Source organism: Kineosporia succinea, from assembly GCF_030811555.1.
GTDB classification, from domain to species: Bacteria; Actinomycetota; Actinomycetes; order Actinomycetales; family Kineosporiaceae; genus Kineosporia; species Kineosporia succinea.
Genome location: NZ_JAUSQZ010000001.1, coordinates 5,517,580 through 5,535,355 on the forward strand (window position 1 = coordinate 5,517,580; position 17,776 = coordinate 5,535,355).

14 protein-coding genes are annotated in these 17,776 nt (G+C 70.3%); 8 read left to right on the forward strand and 6 right to left on the reverse strand.

The window, feature by feature from the left end; genetic code table 11:
- Window positions 1–5: 5 nt before the first annotated feature.
- The 3 genes from J2S57_RS23920 to J2S57_RS23930 are packed head-to-tail and all read right to left on the reverse strand — an operon-like array spanning window position 6 to window position 3,271.
- A complete protein-coding gene (locus tag J2S57_RS23920; RefSeq protein ID WP_307246809.1) occupies window positions 6–881 on the reverse strand; it encodes a carbohydrate ABC transporter permease in 876 nt (291 codons plus the stop codon).
- Window positions 881–1,825, reverse strand: a complete 945-nt coding sequence (locus tag J2S57_RS23925) for a carbohydrate ABC transporter permease (protein WP_307246811.1) — start codon at window positions 1,823–1,825, stop codon at window positions 881–883. Before J2S57_RS23925 ends, J2S57_RS23920 begins: the two co-directional genes overlap by 1 nt.
- Before the next feature lie 57 nt (window positions 1,826–1,882).
- Window positions 1,883–3,271 carry an ABC transporter substrate-binding protein gene (locus J2S57_RS23930; RefSeq protein WP_307246813.1) on the reverse strand — a complete coding sequence of 463 codons (1,389 nt, stop codon included), beginning with the start codon at window positions 3,269–3,271 and terminating at the stop codon, window positions 1,883–1,885.
- A gap of 268 nt (window positions 3,272–3,539) precedes the next feature.
- On the opposite strand from J2S57_RS23930, the gene J2S57_RS23935 reads away from it, so the two are divergent.
- The 4 genes from J2S57_RS23935 to J2S57_RS23950 all read left to right on the forward strand — a co-directional run bounded on the left by J2S57_RS23935 (window position 3,540) and on the right by J2S57_RS23950 (window position 9,346).
- The gene (locus J2S57_RS23935) at window positions 3,540–4,610 is read left to right on the forward strand and encodes a LacI family DNA-binding transcriptional regulator (protein ID WP_307246815.1); all 1,071 of its coding nucleotides are present in this window, start codon (window positions 3,540–3,542) and stop codon (window positions 4,608–4,610) included.
- 13 nt (window positions 4,611–4,623) lie between these two features.
- Window positions 4,624–5,967, forward strand: coding sequence for a Gfo/Idh/MocA family protein (locus J2S57_RS23940; RefSeq protein ID WP_307246817.1), 1,344 nt, complete (start codon window positions 4,624–4,626; stop codon window positions 5,965–5,967).
- Window positions 5,964–7,979: a glycoside hydrolase family 36 protein gene (locus J2S57_RS23945; protein ID WP_307246819.1), complete on the forward strand. Its 2,016-nt coding sequence runs from the start codon at window positions 5,964–5,966 to the stop codon at window positions 7,977–7,979. The genes J2S57_RS23940 and J2S57_RS23945 overlap by 4 nt, the downstream gene beginning before the upstream one ends.
- Before the next feature lie 152 nt (window positions 7,980–8,131).
- Window positions 8,132–9,346 carry an acyltransferase family protein gene (locus J2S57_RS23950; protein ID WP_307246822.1) on the forward strand — a complete coding sequence of 405 codons (1,215 nt, stop codon included), beginning with the start codon at window positions 8,132–8,134 and terminating at the stop codon, window positions 9,344–9,346.
- Here the strand turns inward: J2S57_RS23950 and J2S57_RS23955 are convergent.
- Genes J2S57_RS23955 through J2S57_RS23965 form a run of 3 tightly spaced genes read right to left on the reverse strand, consistent with a single transcriptional unit; the run spans window position 9,309 to window position 11,907 of the window.
- The gene (locus tag J2S57_RS23955; protein WP_307246824.1) at window positions 9,309–9,794 is read right to left on the reverse strand and encodes a hypothetical protein; all 486 of its coding nucleotides are present in this window, start codon (window positions 9,792–9,794) and stop codon (window positions 9,309–9,311) included. The two genes, J2S57_RS23950 and J2S57_RS23955, sit on opposite strands and share 38 nt — an antisense overlap.
- A gap of 14 nt (window positions 9,795–9,808) precedes the next feature.
- Entirely contained in the window at window positions 9,809–11,221 is a 1,413-nt protein-coding gene (locus J2S57_RS23960) for an ATP-binding protein (RefSeq protein ID WP_307246826.1), read from the reverse strand.
- Window positions 11,218–11,907, reverse strand: coding sequence for a response regulator (locus J2S57_RS23965; protein WP_307246828.1), 690 nt, complete (start codon window positions 11,905–11,907; stop codon window positions 11,218–11,220). The genes J2S57_RS23960 and J2S57_RS23965 overlap by 4 nt, the downstream gene beginning before the upstream one ends.
- A 110-nt stretch (window positions 11,908–12,017) precedes the next feature.
- Here J2S57_RS23965 and J2S57_RS23970 point away from each other — a divergent pair, with 110 nt between their 5' ends.
- The 4 genes from J2S57_RS23970 (at window position 12,018) to J2S57_RS23985 (ending at window position 17,769) form a co-directional block, all read left to right on the forward strand.
- Window positions 12,018–12,788, forward strand: coding sequence for an SGNH/GDSL hydrolase family protein (locus tag J2S57_RS23970; protein WP_307246830.1), 771 nt, complete (start codon window positions 12,018–12,020; stop codon window positions 12,786–12,788).
- A gap of 522 nt (window positions 12,789–13,310) precedes the next feature.
- Window positions 13,311–14,507: a glycosyltransferase gene (locus tag J2S57_RS23975; protein WP_307246832.1), complete on the forward strand. Its 1,197-nt coding sequence runs from the start codon at window positions 13,311–13,313 to the stop codon at window positions 14,505–14,507.
- Entirely contained in the window at window positions 14,504–16,207 is a 1,704-nt protein-coding gene (locus J2S57_RS23980; RefSeq protein ID WP_307246834.1) for a glycosyltransferase family 2 protein, read from the forward strand. The genes J2S57_RS23975 and J2S57_RS23980 overlap by 4 nt, the downstream gene beginning before the upstream one ends.
- Window positions 16,204–17,769, forward strand: coding sequence for an ArnT family glycosyltransferase (locus J2S57_RS23985; RefSeq protein ID WP_307246836.1), 1,566 nt, complete (start codon window positions 16,204–16,206; stop codon window positions 17,767–17,769). Before J2S57_RS23980 ends, J2S57_RS23985 begins: the two co-directional genes overlap by 4 nt.
- The last annotated feature ends 7 nt before the right edge of the window (window positions 17,770–17,776 follow it).

Consider the following 17,776-nt stretch of genomic DNA (forward strand, 5'->3'; position numbering starts at 1 on the left):
AGTCCTCACTGCTTCTGGAAGATCGCGAACACCGTGATCGGGATGAGAACGGCGATGAACATGCCGGCCATGAGCATGGCGAGGTCGGCCTGAGGCGCGACCGTCGCGAGTCCCACCGACAGCGGCTGCTTCTCGGGGGAGGGCAGGGCCAGGAGCGGCCACAGGAAGTCCTTCCACGACGCGATGAACGCGAGAAGGGCGACCACGCCGATGATCGGACGCGCCATCGGCAGCACGATCGACCAGAGGATGCGCAGCGGACCGGCGCCGTCGACCGTCGCCGCCTCGATCAGCTCGGGCGGGATGGTCTGGAAGTACTGCTTCATGATGAGCACGTTGAAGGCGCTGACGCCGTTGGTGAGCCACAGCGCCGCGTAGCTGTCGAGGAGCCCGAGGTCGATCACGGTGAGGTACAGCGGGATCAGCGAGATCACCCCGGGGATGAACAGGGTCGCCATGATCGCGGCGTTGAGGACCGGCCCGTACCTCGGGCGCAGGATCGCTAGCACGTAGCCGAGCGTCACGGCCGAGAACACGGCCACGATCACCTCGCCGCTCGTGATCAGGAGCGAGTTGGTGGTGAACCGGCCGATCTGGATCTGGTTCCACGCGTCGGCGAGGTTCTGCCCCTGGATGCCTGAGGGCCACAGGGCGAACGGGGTGCGCAGGATGTCCTGCGTGGTCGACACCGCGGACTTCGCGAGCCACAGCAGCGGCCCGGCCGCCACGACGGCGAGCAGGGCCACGACCACCCAGACCACGACGCGGAAGGTGAATCGGGTGCTCGCGCGGGAGAGGTCGGAGTCGGAGATGTTCGAGCGCTCGAGCGAGCGGCCGGTCGAGTGCCGTCGGGCGGTGCGGGTCCTTTCGGTGAGGGCCATTACTTGCTCCACTTCCGGGAGAGCCACAGGTAGATCGCGGCGAAGACGCTGAGGGCGGCGGCGAGCATCAGGCTCAGGGCCGCGGCCTGGCCGAAGTTGCCGTAGATGAACGCGTAGCGGTAGATGAGCATGAGCAGCGTCACGGTGCTGTTGTTCGGCCCGCCGCCCGTGAGCAGGAACGGCTCGGTGAACACCTGGAACGTGCCGATCAGCTGCAGGAGGAGGAGCAGGAGGATCGTGCCGCGCATCTGCGGCAGAGTGATGTGCCAGATGCGGCGGAAGATGCCGGCGCCGTCGATCTCGGCCGCCTCGTACAGCTGCGAGTCGATGGACAGTACCGTCGCGAGGTAGATCATCGTGGTCGATCCGGACGCGCCCCAGGTGGCGACGAGCACGATCGACAGCATCGCGGTCGACGGGGACTGCAGCCAGGGGAGCGGATCGACGCCCACCGTCGCGAGGATCGAGTTGAAGAGGCCGCTGGCATCGGGGGCGTAGAACACCTGCCACAGCAGGATCGACACGACCGGCGGGATCACGGTGGGCAGGAACACGAGGAAGCTCGAGATGCGACGTGCCCGGCGCATCTCGGCGAGCATGACGGCGAGGAGGATCGGGAGGGGGAAGCCGATCACGAGCGCGAGACCCGCGTACAGGGCCGTGTTCTCGAGAGCCTGACCGAGCAGCGGGTCGGCCAGCACGCGCTCGAAGTTCTCGATGCCGACCCATCTGGTCGTGATGAGGTTCGTCTTCTGGAAGGCGATGACGAGCCCACGCAGGATCGGCCACCAGGAGAAGAGCGCGAACAGCGCCACGGCGGGCAGCAGGATGAGCATCGTGCTGAGCCCGCCCCGTCGCAGGAGCGGACGCCGGCGCGGCGGCGGGACGGACTCCTGGCCGGCCGCCGCGGGTGGGACGAGAGGCGGGGACGTCACGGAGGTCATGCGGGCTCCTTCATCGGAAACGGCATGAGGACGGGGAGGGCGGGGGCGTCCGGCCGGTCATGAGTTCGTCTGCGCGTCGGCGACGATGGTCTCGGCCTGGCTCTGGGCCTGGCCGAGAAGCCCGTCGATGTCGGCGTTCTCGTCGGTGAACACGGCCTGGAGCACGGTGTCGAGCAGACCGTAGATCTGCTGCGCCTCCGTGCGCGGCTCCGTCACGACCGCGAAGTCGGGCGACTGCGCGGCCGCGTAGTACGTCTCGAGGTTCTGGAGCGGGACGTTGATGCTCGGCTTGATCGCGTCGAGGTAGGCCGCGTACGTCTCGGGGGCGACGAGCGGGAGCCCGACGCGCGGCACCGTGCCGCCGTCCTTCGCCATCCCCGCGGCCTCTTCGGCGGCGAAGTCGAGGTCGGAGAACCGGTCGAGGTAGTAGAAGTTGGTCCAGGCCACGCCGGCCGCCGTCTCGGCATCGGTGGCGTCGGCCCGGATGACCGACACCGAACCGCCGCCCAGCGAGCCGAGACCGCCGTCCTTCTGCGGGAGCGGGAACAGGCCGTACGACTCGGGATCCATCCCGAAGTTGCGTACCAGCGGGTTGTACCACTCGGAGGCGCCCACGAGCATGCCGTATTTCCCCGAGGCGAACGCGGGACCGGCGGAGTCGAAGTCGAGCAGGAAGTTGCTGCCCAGCACGTCCTTGTCCCAGCGCAGGTCGGACAGGTACTCCAGCGCGGCCTTCGTCGCGTCGTTGTCCAGGTTCGCGGTCGTCTCCTCGCCGCTGGTCTCCTCGACGAGGCCGCCGAACGCGGCGCTGGTCGCGGCCAGCGTCCATCCGCCCTGGTTCGACGTCGTGAGCTGGCCGAGGCCGGAGGCATCCGTCTTCTCGGTGATCGTGGACGCGGCGGCGGCGATGTCGTCCCAGCTCTCGAGGGGCTGGTCGGGATCGAGTCCGGCCTCCTCGAACACGTCGCGGTTGACGAGGACCGCCAGCGTGAACGCGGAGACGGGGACGCCGTAGTACGCGCCGTCCGGGCCCTGCACGTTCGCGGTCACCGACTCGTTGAGCTCCTTCAGCACGGCCTCGGAGGCGTAGTACGAGCTGACGTCCTTGAGCTGCTCGCGGTTGATGAGCGACTGGATCTCGGTCACGGGCACGCCCATGACGACGGGCAGCGTGCGGCCGGCGAGCTGCGCGGCGAAGGTCTGCGGGTCGTACACGACCTCGCTGCCCTCGATCGTGATGTCGGGGTTCTCCTTCTCGAACTGCGCGACCTTCTGGTCCCAGACCGCGAGGGCGGCCTCGTCGGTGGCCTGCGGCTTGCCGCCGACGGTGAGCGTGACCTCGCCGGCGGCCTCACCGCTCGAGCCGCCGCAGGCGGTGAGGAGGAGGGCGGATGCGGTCAACGCGGCGATCAGCTCGGCGGCTACGCGGCGCGGGTGTCGTGACATGTTCTTACTCCGTTGTAGAAGACGTCATTCCGGGTCGTCGGGATCGCGGATCTTCGGGTCCAGGCCTCCGTCAGAGTGCGGCGAGATGGTGAACGTACTCCGGTTGGACCGGTTCAACAAGGATTAATCAGACATGACTCGGATTTGCGTTGATAGCCGTGTGGCAGCATATTTAGTGTCATCCTGACGCACAGTGATGCGGATTGGATCATTCCAATTTCAGCGGACGCCGACCCGCTCGCAGGTGAGGACGAAAGGGACCCGAGCGATGAAGCGCGTAGCCATCACCGATGTCGCCGAGGCGGCGGAGGTCTCACGGTCGACCGTGTCGAACTACCTGAACCGCCCGGAGATCCTGTCCCCGGCGACGCGGAAACGGATCGCCCGCGCGATCGACGAGCTCGGGTTCGTGCCCAGCGACGCGGCGCGCAAGATCAGCTCCGGGGACACGCGCACGATCGGGTACGTGGCGTTCGAGTTCACCAACCCGTTCTCCGGCGTGATCGCCGACGCGATCGAGCGCCGCGCGGCCGAGACCGGGCGCACCGTCATGATCGGCAACTCCGCGGGGTCGACCTCACGTCAGATGGAGTACCTCGAGCTGTTCGAGCGCAAGCGCGTCTCGGGCCTCATCATCGCGACGCTCGACGAGGTCGAGCCGCGTCTCGCCGAGATGCGCCGACGGGGCACGCCGAGCGTCGTCACCGGCCGGCGCGCGACCACGCCGGATCAGGCCTCGGTGTCAGCGGCGGACTCGGCGGGCGGCTACCTCGCCGCCTGGCATCTCCTCGACATCGGCCGTCGCCGTCTCGCGTTCGTCGGCGGCCCGTTCAGCGTCAAGCAGGTCAGCGAGCGCTTCGACGGGGCGAGCCGCGCGGTGCGGGAGGTCTCGGGCGCGAGCCTCACGGTGCTGCGCGCCGACGACCGCAGCATGAACGCGGGCTTCGCGGCCGGCGTCGAGATGGCCTCGCAGCGCGACCGGCTCCCCGACGGGGTCTTCGCGGTCAACGACCTGGTCGGGCTGGGCGTCGTGCGGGGGCTCACCTCGTTCGGTATCGACGTCCCCCGCGACGTGGCCGTGATCGGCTTCGACGGCGACGACATCGCCGCCGTCTCCGCGATCCCGCTCTCCACGATCAGCACCCCGGGCGAGGCGATCGGCGAGACCGCGTACGACCTGCTCCTGTCGGAGCTCGGCGAACCCGTGCGCACCTTCGACTCGCGCCAGCAGATCGTCGCCCCCGAGCTGATCATCCGCGCCTCGACCGTCGGAGACGCCGCCGGTGCCCCGACTCTCGAGCGGCCCCGTCCCCTGGACACCGAACGCCCGCACCCCTGAAGGAGATTGCGTCATGGATGCCGCAACGCCCGCGCTCCGCTACGCCGTCATCGGCACCGGAGCACGGTCCGAGACCTACATCCGCGGCATTCTGGGCCCGCACCGGGCCGAGGCGACGCTGTGCGCGGTCGGCGACGTCAACCCGGGGAGGGTCCGCCACTTCCAGGAGATCGCGCGGAGGGCCGGCGGCGACGAGCCGGTGGCGTTCTCGCCGCAGGAGCTCGACGATGTGATCGCGCGCGAGCGCATCGACCGGGTCATCGTCACGAGCCCCGACCATACGCACGCCGACCTCGTGGTGCGGGCGCTGCGCTCCGGTGCCGACGTGATCGTCGAGAAGCCCCTCACGGTCGATGTCGCGGGCGCTCGGGCCATCACGCGCGCGGCGGCCGAGACGGGCGGCCGGGTCACCGCGACGTTCAACTACCGGTACTCCCCGCGCAACGCGGCGCTCAAGCAGCTGCTGGCCTCGGGCGAGATCGGCGAGATCACGAGCGTGCACTTCGAGTGGGTGCTCGACACCGTGCACGGCGCCGACTACTTCCGGCGCTGGCACCGCGAGAAGGAGAACTCGGGCGGACTGCTCGTGCACAAGTCGGCGCACCACTTCGACCTCGTCAACTGGTGGCTGGCCGATCGACCGCGTCGCGTCTACGCGAGCGGCGGACTGCGGTTCTACGGTGCCGCGAATGCCGAGCACCGCGGCCTGGGGGCGCGCCCGGCGCGGGGGAGCGTCGGCGCGGCGACGGACGACCCGTTCGTGCTCGACATGCGCACGGTGCCGGGTCTCGACGAGCTGTACCTGCGCAACGAGCAGCACGACGGCTACGTGCGGGATCTCGACGTGTTCTCCGAGGGCATCACGATCGAGGACAACCTCGCGCTCGTGGTCGACTACGACCGCGGCAGCACGCTGAGCTACTCGTTGAACGCGCACTCGCCCTGGGAGGGGTACACCGTGTCGGTCAACGGCACCAGGGGCAGGGCCGAGCTGCGGGTCGTCGAGCGGGCTGCGGTGTCGGGTCCCGCGGTGGTCGACCCGGGATACTCGGACGTCCGGAGCGCCACGCCTGAGCGGGCTGAGGGGGAGCAGCTGCTCGTGCAGGGTCACTGGCAGGAGGCGCGGCGCGTCGAGATCCCCGACGGCGGAGGGAATCACGGCGGAGGGGACGAGCGGATGCTCGCCGATCTGTTCCGACGGGAGCCGCAGGACGACGCCCTGGGACGACGGGCGGGCCTCGTCGACGGCATCCGGGCGATCGCCGTGGGCATCGCGGGCAACGAGTCGTTGGTCTCGGGGCTGCCAGTGGTGCTCACCGAGACGGATCTGCCCGGCTGGGACGGGGAGAAGGCATGAGCGTGGTCCTGAGCCGCGGCGCGCTACGAGCCGTGATCGGCGCATCGGACGACGCGCCCGTCGAGCTGCGCTCGCTGACGCTCCACGGCGCCGAGGCAGTACGCCCTCATCCGCTCGTCGAGGTACTCACGGCGTCCGAACGTCATGAGCGCATGACGCTCGGGTGCCGGGGCACCACGGTCGGCGCGCGGCTGCGCCTGACCACGATGGAGAAGGGTGTCGTGACCCAGACCGACCCGGTCACCGGTCTCTCGGTGCGCACGCGCCTGGCCCTCGACGACGGCGGTCTCCGCGTGAGCCACGAGCTACGCAACGACGGGGCCGAGGATGTCGTGATTTTCGCCGCCCCAACACTTTCCGTGCGAACCGCGGCCGAGCCCGCGCAGCTGACGCTCGCCTCCGGGCGCAGCGAATGGCTCGGCGAGGGACGGTGGCGTGAGGACGCGGTCGCGGATCTCCTGCCGGAGCTCGGTTTCGCCGCCGTCGCCCAGCCCGATCGCACGGGGTTCGGGCAGAGCAGCGCGGGCGGCTGGCCGACGGGCAGCGTGCTCCCCGTCGGGGTCCTCTCGCGCGCGGACGCCGTGAGCGTCGGGTGGCAGATCGAGAGCTCGGCGGGATGGCAGTGGTCGCTCTCGCGCGGTGACGGAGGGGTGGTCCTGAGCGCCGGTGGGCCCACGGAGCGCGAGCACCAGGCCGCGGTGCGGCTGCGGCCGGGGGACTCCTTCGAGACGGTCGCGGCGGGGCTCGTCGTCTCGGACGGCGGCCGTGACGGCGCGTTCGCGGCGCTCACGCGGCACCGGCGCGGCCTGCGCGAGGTGCGCGAGATCGAGCGGTCGCTGCCCGTCGTCTACAACGACTACATGAACACGCTCATGGGGCAGCCGAGCACGGAGCGTCTGCTCCCGCTGATCGCCGCGGCCGGCGAGGCCGGTGCGGAGTACTTCTGCATCGACGCGGGCTGGTTCACCGACAGCACCGACTACTGGAGCGAGGTGGGGGAGTGGCGCGAGGCGCCGACCCGCTTCGGCGGAGGGCTCGGACGGGTGATCGCGGCGATCCGGGACGCCGGGATGCGGCCGGGCCTGTGGATCGAGCCCGAATCGGTCGGCCTCGACTCGCCCGTCGCCGGGGCCCTGCCCGCGGACGCCTTCTTCCAGAGGTACGGCGCGGCCGTGGTGGAGCAGCGACGGCAGCACCTCGACCTGCGGCACCCCGCCGCGGTGGCCCATCTCGACGCCGCCGTCGACCATCTCGTCACCGGGTTCGGCATCGAGTACCTCAAGCTCGACTACAACATCGAGCCGGGGTCCGGCACCGACGTCGGCGGCCTCGCGCCGGGGCACGGGCTGCTCGCGCACACGAGAGCACTGCGGGACTGGCTCGTCGCGGTCCAGCGACGGCATCCGTGGCTGCTGATCGAGAACTGCGCCTCGGGTGCGATGCGCAGCGACTACCACCTGCTCGCCGTGACCCACCTGCAGTCCACGAGCGACCAGCAGGATGCTCTGCGGTACGCCGCGATCGCCGCGTCGGCGCCGGCCACCGTCCTGCCCGAGCAGGCGGGGAACTGGGTCTACCCCGCCGCGGCCATGAGCGAGGGCGAGCTCGACGTCACGCTCGTCTCGGGGCTGGCCGGCCGGTTCTACCTCGCCGGATTCCTGAACGAGCTGAGTGCCGACGCCCTGGCCCGCGTCCATGAGGCCGTCGCGCTGGCGAAGACCCTGCGCGGCGACCTCGCGAGCGCCACCCCGTTCTGGCCGATCGGCATGCCGGGGTGGGACGACGACATCCTGTGCCTGGGGCTGCGGCAGGAAGACGGTTCAGCGGTGTTCTGCGTGTGGTCGAGGGGAGCCGGGGGCGCCGATCTCGCGCTGCCGGACGTCGGCGCGCTCACGCAGATCTTCCCCTCCGGTGCCGCATGGCCCACCGGTGCGGCCGATGATCAGGCGGTGGTCACGGTGCCGGCGGGACCGGCCGCGGCGGTCTTCCGCGGCGAGAGGGCCACTTCGTGAGCGCGTTGCGCCCGGTCGAGGTACTGCCGGTGACGGGCAGTTCGCGGTTGGGGTCCTGACCCCAGGGATCGGGCTCGATCTCGTTCCTGACTGCGACACAGCTGCTACGTCACGAGGGTCTCCCCGGGACCGGGCCTCGGCACCGTGCCGGTATGACTGGTGTCTCGCCGAATCCCGCGGTGTCCCTGGACGGCCGAGTCCGGGCGTACGTCCCCGCCCTCGACGGTTTACGCGGGTTGGCCATCATCGGGGTGGTGCTGTTCCACACCGGTCACCTGCCCGGCGGGTTCCTGGGGGTGGATCTGTTCTTCGCCCTGTCCGGATACCTGATCACCGACCTCCTGCTGCACGAGATCCGGAAGACGGGCCGGGTGTCGCTGACGGTCTTCTGGGGACGCCGGGTCCGGCGCCTGGGGCCGGCACTGGCCTTCCTGCTGGCGGGAGTCACCGTGTTCGTCGTGGTGGCAGGCTCGCCAGATCTGGTGCGCACGACGCTGGCCGACGGGCCTTGGGTGCAGGCGAACCTGGTCAACTGGCACCTGCTGGCCGAATCCTCCGACTACTGGGACCGGTTCGGGAACCAGCGGGTTTTCGAGCACCTGTGGAGTGTCGCGGTCGAGGAGCAGTTCTACCTGGTGTGGCCGTTCCTGCTCCTGCTGATAGCGCGCGGCGCACACCAGGTCGAACGGTGGGTGGCGGTGGCGGCCGTAACCGTCGCAGCCGTCTCGGCGGTGCTGATGACCGGTCTCCACGATCCGGCCGCCCCGAGCCGGGTGTACACCGGTACCGACACCCGGGCGTTCTCGCTGCTGCTCGGAGCCGTGGTCGCGACGGCCGGCGGGAGAACGGTGCTGAACCGACTGCCGCGCCGTTGGGTGGGCCCCGGTCAGGTGGTGCTGCTGGTGGCTCTGGCGGCGGCGTGGTTGCTGGTCGACGGGCCGGACACCCCCGGATTGTTCCCCGGCGGCCTCTTCGCGTATGCGGCAGGGGCGGCTCTCCTGATCGGATGGTGCGTTCAGGAGCCGGGATCGGCCGTCAGCCGGGTACTGGGCCGGTCGCCGCTGCGCTGGGTGGGCTCCATCTCGTACAGCCTCTACCTGTGGCACTGGCCCGTCATCGTCCTGCTGGGGCGCCACCCGAGCGGGTTCGGGGTCTGCGTCGTCTCTCTCGCCCTGGCCTGCCTGTCGAAGTACCTGGTGGAGGACCCGGTCCGGTACCGGGCGGCCTGGGCGCGAGACGGCCGTGGCGCCGTGGTCTTCGTGGTGGTCATGCTGGCGCTGGCTCTGTTGTGGGTCTTCCTGCCCGGACCGGCCGCCCCGGAGATCGACATCACCCAGGTGGACTGCTGCGGCCCGGTGACGGGCTGAGCACGCTGCAGGTCCGGGGGCGGTCCGAGCCCGTGGACGGGATCGTGAAGACGATCCGCACCGTGGTCGTGGGCGACCCACCGCTCTGCACCTGGTTGGCCAGGGCGGTGCAGACGATCTGCTCGATGCCCCGCGGGCTGACCTCGGACGCGGCCACCGGCACCTTGAGCACGATGGTGGAGTCGCTGACGGTCGCCTCGACCCGCGTCACCTCGGTGGAGGCGATCCCGGTCGTCAGGCCCGAGCCGCCCGGTCCCTGGAGCAGCAGTGTCACGGCGTCGGAAACAGTTCCCAGTCGCCCGGTCTCGAACACGTCGGCCTGCAACTCCTGCCGTGAGTCGAGGAAGTAGACGGTCGGGCCGGGCGATATCCCGGTCGGCGCCTGACCGGCGTCGTCCGGGCCGGTGGGTTGCAGGCCGCAGGCCGCGAGAAGGAGGACGACGGCCATCCAGCCAACGTGTTTCACGACGGCCTCACGTTCCTGGGAATGCGCAGGACGAACTGTGCCCCGCCGGTCTCGGCGCGGCCGGCGGTGAGACCGCCACCGTGCAGGCGAGCGTTCTCCAGGGCGATGGCCAGTCCCAGTCCGCTGCCCGTACTACGGGACCGGGCGGCGTCGGCCTTGTAGAACCGGTCGAAGACGTGGTCCCGGACACCGTCGTCCAGCCCCGGTCCGTGGTCGACGACCGTGATCAGCACCTGCGCCACAGCGGGGAGGACGCTGACCAGGACCGGAGGGCGGCCGTGCCGGAAGGCGTTGGCGACCAGGTTCGCCAGGATCACGTCCAGACGCCGGCGATCCACGGGCACCCAGAGCTGCTCGGGCACGGTCAGGACGACCTGGTCCAACCAGGACCGGGCCCGTAGGCAGTCGCGGACCGCGCCGGCGAGCTCGACGTCCTCGATCCGCAGCGGAGCCGTTCCGGCATCGAAACGGGACACCTCCATGAGGTCTTCGACCAGCCGGACCAGCCGGTGGGTCTCGGTGATGGCCAGGGTCGCGGACTCCTGGACGGCCGGCTCGAGATCGTCGGTGACGGTGGACAGCACATCCATCACCGCCGTCAGGGTGCTCAGCGGGGTACGCAGCTCGTGGGAGACGTCGGCGGCGAACCGGCGGGCCTCGGCCTGCATCCGCTGCATCGTCGTGATCGAGGCCTGCAACGACTCGGCCATCTCGTTGACGGTGACGGTCAGCTCCGCCAGTTCGTCTGCGCCCGCCGGAGCGGTACGCGCCCGCAGATCCCCGTCGGCCAGCCGGCGCGCGGTGTCGCGCAGATCGCGCACCGGGCGTAGCACGCTGCCCGCCGCCAGCAGTGCCAGCAGGACGGCCAGAGGGATCACGAGCGCCGCCGCACCGATCGAGGCCCGGGTGAGGTTCTCGACCTCGTGCTGGACCGGGCTGAGATCACGGACGGCGAACACCTCGATGCCGGAGGCCGTTCTCGTGCCGTCGGGAGCCGTGACGACGATCGAGGTGCCGAGCAGGAGCAGCGGACGCCCGTGCGCGGTGATCCGCTGGCTGAACATACGGTTCCGGGTGCTGACGGTCTGGCGCAGGGTGTCGGTGACGACGTCGACGCCGGCACCGGAACCCGAGCGCAGATCACGATAGGTGACGAGCGTGTCCGCGCCGACCGCCGCGCGCAGACGGTCCAGGGCACTCTGGTCCGGGGGATACGTGAGGGTCGGGGCGACGACGCCGATCTGATCGCTGAAGCCCCGGACCAGCTGGTCCTGACTGGAGGTGACCAGGGCGCGACCGGCCGACCGGGTGCCGGCCCACACCGACGCGGCGGCGCCGAGCAGGGTGACCAGGACGAAAGCGGCCAGCAGACGGGTGCGCAGGCCGCGTGGCCACGGTCTCCAGGTCACAGGGGCCCGAACCGGTAGCCGAATCCCCGCACGGTCTGGACGTATTCCGGGACAGCCGGATTCGCCTCGATCTTGGCCCGCAGACGCTGGACACAGTTGTCCACCAGCCGGGAGTCACCGAGATAGTCGTGCTCCCACACCTCCCGCAGCAACTGCTGCCGGCTGAACACCTGCTCAGGAGAACCCGAGAGCGTCAGCAGCAGGCGCAGTTCGGTCGCCGTCAGGGCGACGTTCACGCCCTGCCGCGACACGGTCAGGGCCGTGGTGTCGATCTGCAGGTCACGATGAGTTCGCATCCGGCCGGCCGACGCAACGTCGGGGGCGCTCACCCCGCGCCGCAGGACGGCCCGGATCCGTGCGTCGATCACCGCGGGCTGGGCCGGCTTGACCACGTAGTCGTCCGCTCCGGCGGCCAGCCCGCCGACCACGTCGAAATCGTCGCCGCGGGCGGTCAGCATGATCACCGGCACCTCACCGTCCGACCGCAGGCGACGGCAGACCTCCAAGCCGTCGATCCCGGGCAGCATGAGGTCGAGGACCACCAGATCCACCGGCCGGCGCCGGAACTCGTGCAGGCCGTCCTCCCCGCTCGAGGCTGCCCGGATCTCGTGCCCGTAACGGCTCAGGGCCAGTTCCAGACCTCGTCGGAGCAGCGGGTCGTCTTCGATGAGCAGCACGGACACCACCCGCCCAGTATGCCGGGCGGGCAGGGACCTGAATGATCGTCGTGGTGCTTGCGACACGACCGGGACATGGGGAGGGTCCGCGTGGGACACCACCCCGGGACGCTGGACCCATGACGACGAAACGACGACTGATTCCTTTCCTGGCCGGGGCGCTGATGCTGGCGACCACGGCCTGTTCCGCCGGCTCGGGCTCCTCGTCGCCCGCGGCGACCGGGCTTTCGGCCGGACCGGGGACCTCCGGCCCCAACCGGGTGGTCCTGGTGGGCGACTCGGTGGCTGCCGGCCTGGCTCTGCCGATGCGGGAGGCGCTGGCGGCGGGTGGTGTGCGGTTCCGGTCGCTGGCGGCCGACGGCGGGGGAGCGGTGGTCGGTCCGGTCTCCGCGCAGGTGTGGAAGGACCTGCCCGGAGATCTCGCCGAGGCCACGCCGGACACAGTCGTCTACCAGATCACCACGTACGACTGGGGTACCGAGAAGCAGCAGGAGACCGGCTACCGGCGACTGCTGAGCGCGGCGACCGACGTCGGCGCCGATCTCCTGATCGTCACCATGCCCCCGATCAGGGCCGATGACTTCTACCGCCCGCACCTGAAGGAACTCGGGCACGCCACCCGGGCCGCGCAGAGGGTCGCCGATTCCTCGGGCGGCCGGGCCGCCGTGCTCGACGCGAGCCAGGTCTGGGGGACCTCCTACCAGCAGACCAGGGACGGCAAGGCCGACCGCAGCTCGGACGGCATCCATGTCTGCCCGCAGGGCGCGGCCCGTTTCACCGGCTGGTTCCTGAAGGAGATGGCTGAGCGGCACCCGGGTTTCACCCCGCCGGCCGCCGGCGAGTGGGCCAACACCGGCTGGGCCGGTGACCAGCACTTCATCGGCTGCTGACCAGGTCACGCAGCCGGCCGGCGGGTTTCGCGCGTCGCCGTCCGTCCGGTACCAGCTCGGCCCGGACGCGGCCCAGACGCGGCCCAGACTCGTCCCCGGCCCGGAACGCCGCCCACCGATACAGTGCTGGTGCATCCAGCGACCCTCGCCAGACGAACGCGGAACCAGGACGATGCCCCAGGACGTCCTGGCCCCGCCGTTCATCGCACCGTCATCGTGGTCTCGCCGCCGGCGCGACCGGCCGGCTCGCACCGAGGCCGGTCGCGTGGGCGCAAATGCCTGTGGCGGAACCCTTTCGGTCACCCGGGCGGAACGGCCGCCCGGCGAAGTGCGCAGATGTGCCCGGATCGCGGTGTTTCACAGGTTTAATCTCAAATACTGACCGTGACCGATCTTGACCCCGTATGTTCCTAGGTGCGACCCGGACGATGTGTATCTCGCCGGTATGTCGTTCATCCGTCGATCGGTCAACGCGGCCCGCGGCGCCCTGGCGTGTCCAACCTCCGTGCGAGAGGGCCTTTCATGGCTATCGACACCACGATCGTCGTGCCGACGTACAACGAGTCCGGCAATGTTCCCGAGCTGGTGCGGCAATTGCGAGAGGCATTCGCGGACCGTGAGGCAGAGATCCTCTTCGTCGACGACTCCACCGATCTGACCCCCGTGGTCATCCGCGAGATGCAGCATCAGCAGGCGGGTCCGGCCGGGGTCCGGCCGGGAGTTCCCGCCACCCCCGTGCGCCTGATCCATCGTGAGGCAGGCCTGCGCACGGGAGGGCTGGCCGGGGCGGTGACAGCGGGAATTGCCTCGGCCGCCGGCGATTTCGTCGTGGTCATGGACGCCGACCTGCAGCATCCACCGGCCCTGGCGCCTCTGCTGCGCGACCGTCTCACCACGGCCGGCGTCGATCTGGTGGTGGCCAGCCGGTACGACGGCTCGGGCGACGCCTCCGGTCTGGGATCCGTCTGGCGCCAGCGGGTCTCGGGAGCCAGCACGCTGCTGAGCCGGGCCCTGTTCCCGCGCCGGGTCGGGGCGAAGTGCACCGATCCGATGACGGGCTTCTTCTGCCTGCGTCGTGACGCCGTCGATCTCGGCCGGCTGCGCCCGCGAGGGTTCAAGATCCTGCTCGAGATCCTCGTCAGTCACGATGTGAGCGTCCACGACCAGCCTTTCGTGTTCGGGAGCCGCGTCACCGGCGAGTCGAAGGCCTCGTGGCGCAACGGCTTCGCCTTCGTGCACCAGTTGCTGTCCCTGCGCTTCAGCCGGCCCTTCCGGTTCGCGGCGGTGGGCGCACTCGGGCTGGTGGTGAACCTGCTGGTCATGGCCGGTCTGCTGAAGCTGGGCACCGGCTACGTGGCGGCCTCGGTCCTGGCCACCGAGATCACGATCGTCCACAACTTCGTCCTCCAGGAACGCTTCGTCTTCGAACCGCACCTGGGCGCCGCGCCCCTGCGGTTCACCCGTCTGCAACGGGCCTGGCGCTCGCTCCTCTACAACAACCTCGACGCACTGGCGAGGACACCCCTGCTCATCGTGCTGGTCGAGGTGGCCCGTCTGCACTCGGTCGGGGCCCAGTTCCTCACCCTGGTGCTGTCATTCGCCGCCCGGTTCCTGTTCATGGCGAAGTTCGTCTACGAGCCGCGGACCCCGGTCCCCGGCCTCGTGCGCCCGCTCGCCGGGGCGAAGCCGAACCTTCTCGAAGAGGGGATGGCGTCATGACCGACACCACCCTCCACGCCGACGCGGCCGAAGCCTTCCGGTGGCCCCGCCCGCCGGGCGACGACGAGAAGTACCGGTACCTGGCCGCCCCCCAGCACCGCTGGCTGTTCGTCGTCGCCGCGATCGCTTTCGCGGGCGTGGCCCTCAGTTTCGCGGGCCTGGCCGCGCGCAGCATGTGGACCGTCCTGTTCTTCGTGCCTCTGGTCCTGCTGATGCTCGAGCAGCTCATCAGCCTCCCGACCTCCACGCTGCGCCGGCGCGTGACCCTGCCCGACCACCAGTTCCTGGTCGAGACCTACGCTCCCGGCCGCTACCCGTCCGTCGACGTGTTCCTGCCCACCGCCGGCGAGGACCTGGCGGTCCTGGAGAACACCTACGAGCACGTCGCGCGGTTGCGGTGGCAGGGGCCGTTGTTCGTGCACGTGCTCGACGACGCCGCCCGGCCCGAGGTGCTGGACCTGGCTCTGCGGTTCGGTTTCCGTTACATCGCGCGCCCGGGATCGGAGTTCAAGAAGGCCGGCAACCTGCAGCACGCCTTCACCCGCACCGGGTCCGACCTCATCCTGCTGCTCGACGCCGACTTCGTGCCCCGGCCCGACTTCCTGGCCGAGACCGTCCCGTACTTCGAGTCCGAGAGTGTCGGCATCGTGCAGACGCCGCAGTACTTCGAGACCCCACGATCGATGCACTGGCTCGAGCGCTGTGCCGGCGCCACGCAGGAGTTGTTCTTCCGCCAGATCCAGCCCTCCCGTGACTCGGCCGGTGCCGCCATCTGCGTGGGCACCTCGGCCGTCTACCGCCGATCGGCCCTGCAGCAGATCGGCGGCTTTCCCCTGATCGGCCACAGCGAGGACGTCTTCACCGGGGTTCTGCTGGGGCGCAAGGGGTTCGAGCTGCAGTACGTCCCGGTCCTGCTCAGCCGGGGGCGCTGTCCCGACGACCTGCGCGCGTTCCTGGCCCAGCAGTACCGCTGGTGCGAGGGCTCGATGTCGCTGGTCGCCGACCACGACTTCCACGACGAGCCGAGCATGACGCCCCGGCAGCGTCTCAGCTTCTGGGCCGGGTTCCTCTACTACGTCACCACCGCCGTCAACGCCGTCGTGGCACCGCTGCCCCTGCTGGTGATGGTGTGCTTCTTCCCCGGCTCGGTCGTGGCCACCAACATGCTCCCGCTCCTGGGCGTGCTGCTGCTCTGGCTCGTCGTGCTGCCCCGGGTCACCCAGGCCCGCTGGCGTCCCGACGTCCTGCGGGTGCAGACCCTCTACGGTTTCGCGCACCTCCTGTGCATCACCGACATGCTGCGCGGGCAGACCGCCGAGTGGGTCGCCACCGGTGCCGATCACACCCGGAGCGCCCGGGCCGTCCGGGCGTCCGTGGCCGACCGGGTCGCCCGCTTCATGACCCCCTGGCTGCTCCTCACCCAACTGGCCGCGTTCGCGGGCCTGACCCACGGCGTCCTCACGTACGGATTCACGCACTACTGGGCCAATCTCGTCTTCGCGTCGTTCAGCGCCTACATCTTCCTCCCGGTGGCCTGGGAGGGCCTGAAGGTGCTCCGCGACCGCACCACGGTCAGCATCCCCACCGGATCGGCGTCATCGTCGGTGACGGCGACCACCGCCGCCCCGGTCGTGATCCAGCTTCCGGTCGCCGCTGCCACCGAGCATCCGGGTGCGGTCACCCCGGGAGATACCCCGTGAGCCGGCTCAGCCCGGCCGGCGTTCCCGCTCCCGGTCTGCCGGTCCGGCCGCCGCTGTGGCGGGCCGCCCTGGCGTCCTTCCTGCCCTCGACGGCCCGGGACCGGGCCGACGTCTGGCTCGCCCGTCTGCCCCTGGCCGGCGTGCTCCTGCTGCAACTGCTCATCGCCGTCCGGCTGGACAACACGGCCTTCCAGGACGAGGCGCTCTACATCCACACCGGGCACTCGATCATCGATGCCTGGGGCGGCGGCGAAGCCCTCTACGGGCATCCGGAGGACTACTTCTCCGGGGCGCCCACGCTGTACCCGCTGCTGGCGGCGGTGCTCGACAGCGTGGGCGGGCTCACCCTGGTGCGCCTCTTCTCCGTGCTGTGCATGCTCAGCGCCACCGTGGCGGTGTACTGGGCCACCAATCTCATGCTCGGTGACGACGACCGGTTCCGGTGGACGGTCCGGCCGGGAATCTTCGCCGCGCTGGTGTTCTCGCTGAGCGCCTCCGTCCTGTTCCTCACCAACTTCGCCACCTTCGACGCCCCGGCCTTCACCGCGCTGGCCTGGGCCATCGCGCTCGGGGTCGGATCGGTCCGGCGACCGCACCCGCTGCTGTGGGCCGGCGCCGCCGGACTGCTCTGCGCCCTGGCCGTTCTGCTGAAGTACTCCTCGGCGATCGACGTTCCCTTCGTCCTCGCCACGATCCTGGTGACGGGCTGGCGCGTGGCCCGGGCCCGGGCGCTCGGGTCCGCCGTCGTGGGCGGCCTGGTGTGCCTGGCGGCGCTGGCGGGTTCCGTGCTCACCTGGGCCCGGCCCCTGCTGACCGGTCTGGGATTCACCACCACCCAGCGCTCGTCGATGATTCCCCAGCCACCGGCCCACCTCGTCTCGCAGGTCCTCTCGTGGGACGGCGCACCGTTGCTCCTCATTCTCGCCGGCGCCCTGGTCTGCCTGCGGCGGCGGCCGGTCCTGGTCACGCTCCTGGTCATGGGCACTCTGGCCGCCCCGGCCGCCCAGATCCGCATGGGCGAGGCGACCTCGCTGCACAAGCACGTGGTGCTGGGCCTCGTGATCGGTGCGCCCCTGGCCGGGGCGGCCCTGGCCCGGCTCTGGCGCACCGGTGGGGGCGGCGCCCTGGCCGCGGCCGCGATCGCCTGGGCCACCTTCCTGTTCGGTGCCTCCCAGGCGAACACCATGTACGGAAACTGGCCGGACACCACCGCTCTCAGGAACGAGCTGGCCTACAGCATCGACGCCATGCCCTGGATCCGTATGGTCGGCGACACCCCCGAGCCCGTGCAGTACGCCCTCCAGGACCGGACCCAGAACTGGCAGTGGACCTCGACCTACGAGGGCAGCTTCTTCTACAAGGACAAGAGCGGCGTCGACGCCTACCGGGCGGCCCTGGACGACAACTACTTCCAGCTCGCCTACCTGGACGGCTCACAAGCGGTCAGCGCCGAGCTGATGGACGAGATGGCGTCGTTCGGGTTCAAGGAGACGAGCGTCGTGCGTACCCCCTACACCGATCACGCGTGGCACATCTGGCAGCGGTTCGAGAAGCTCGACTGAACCACGC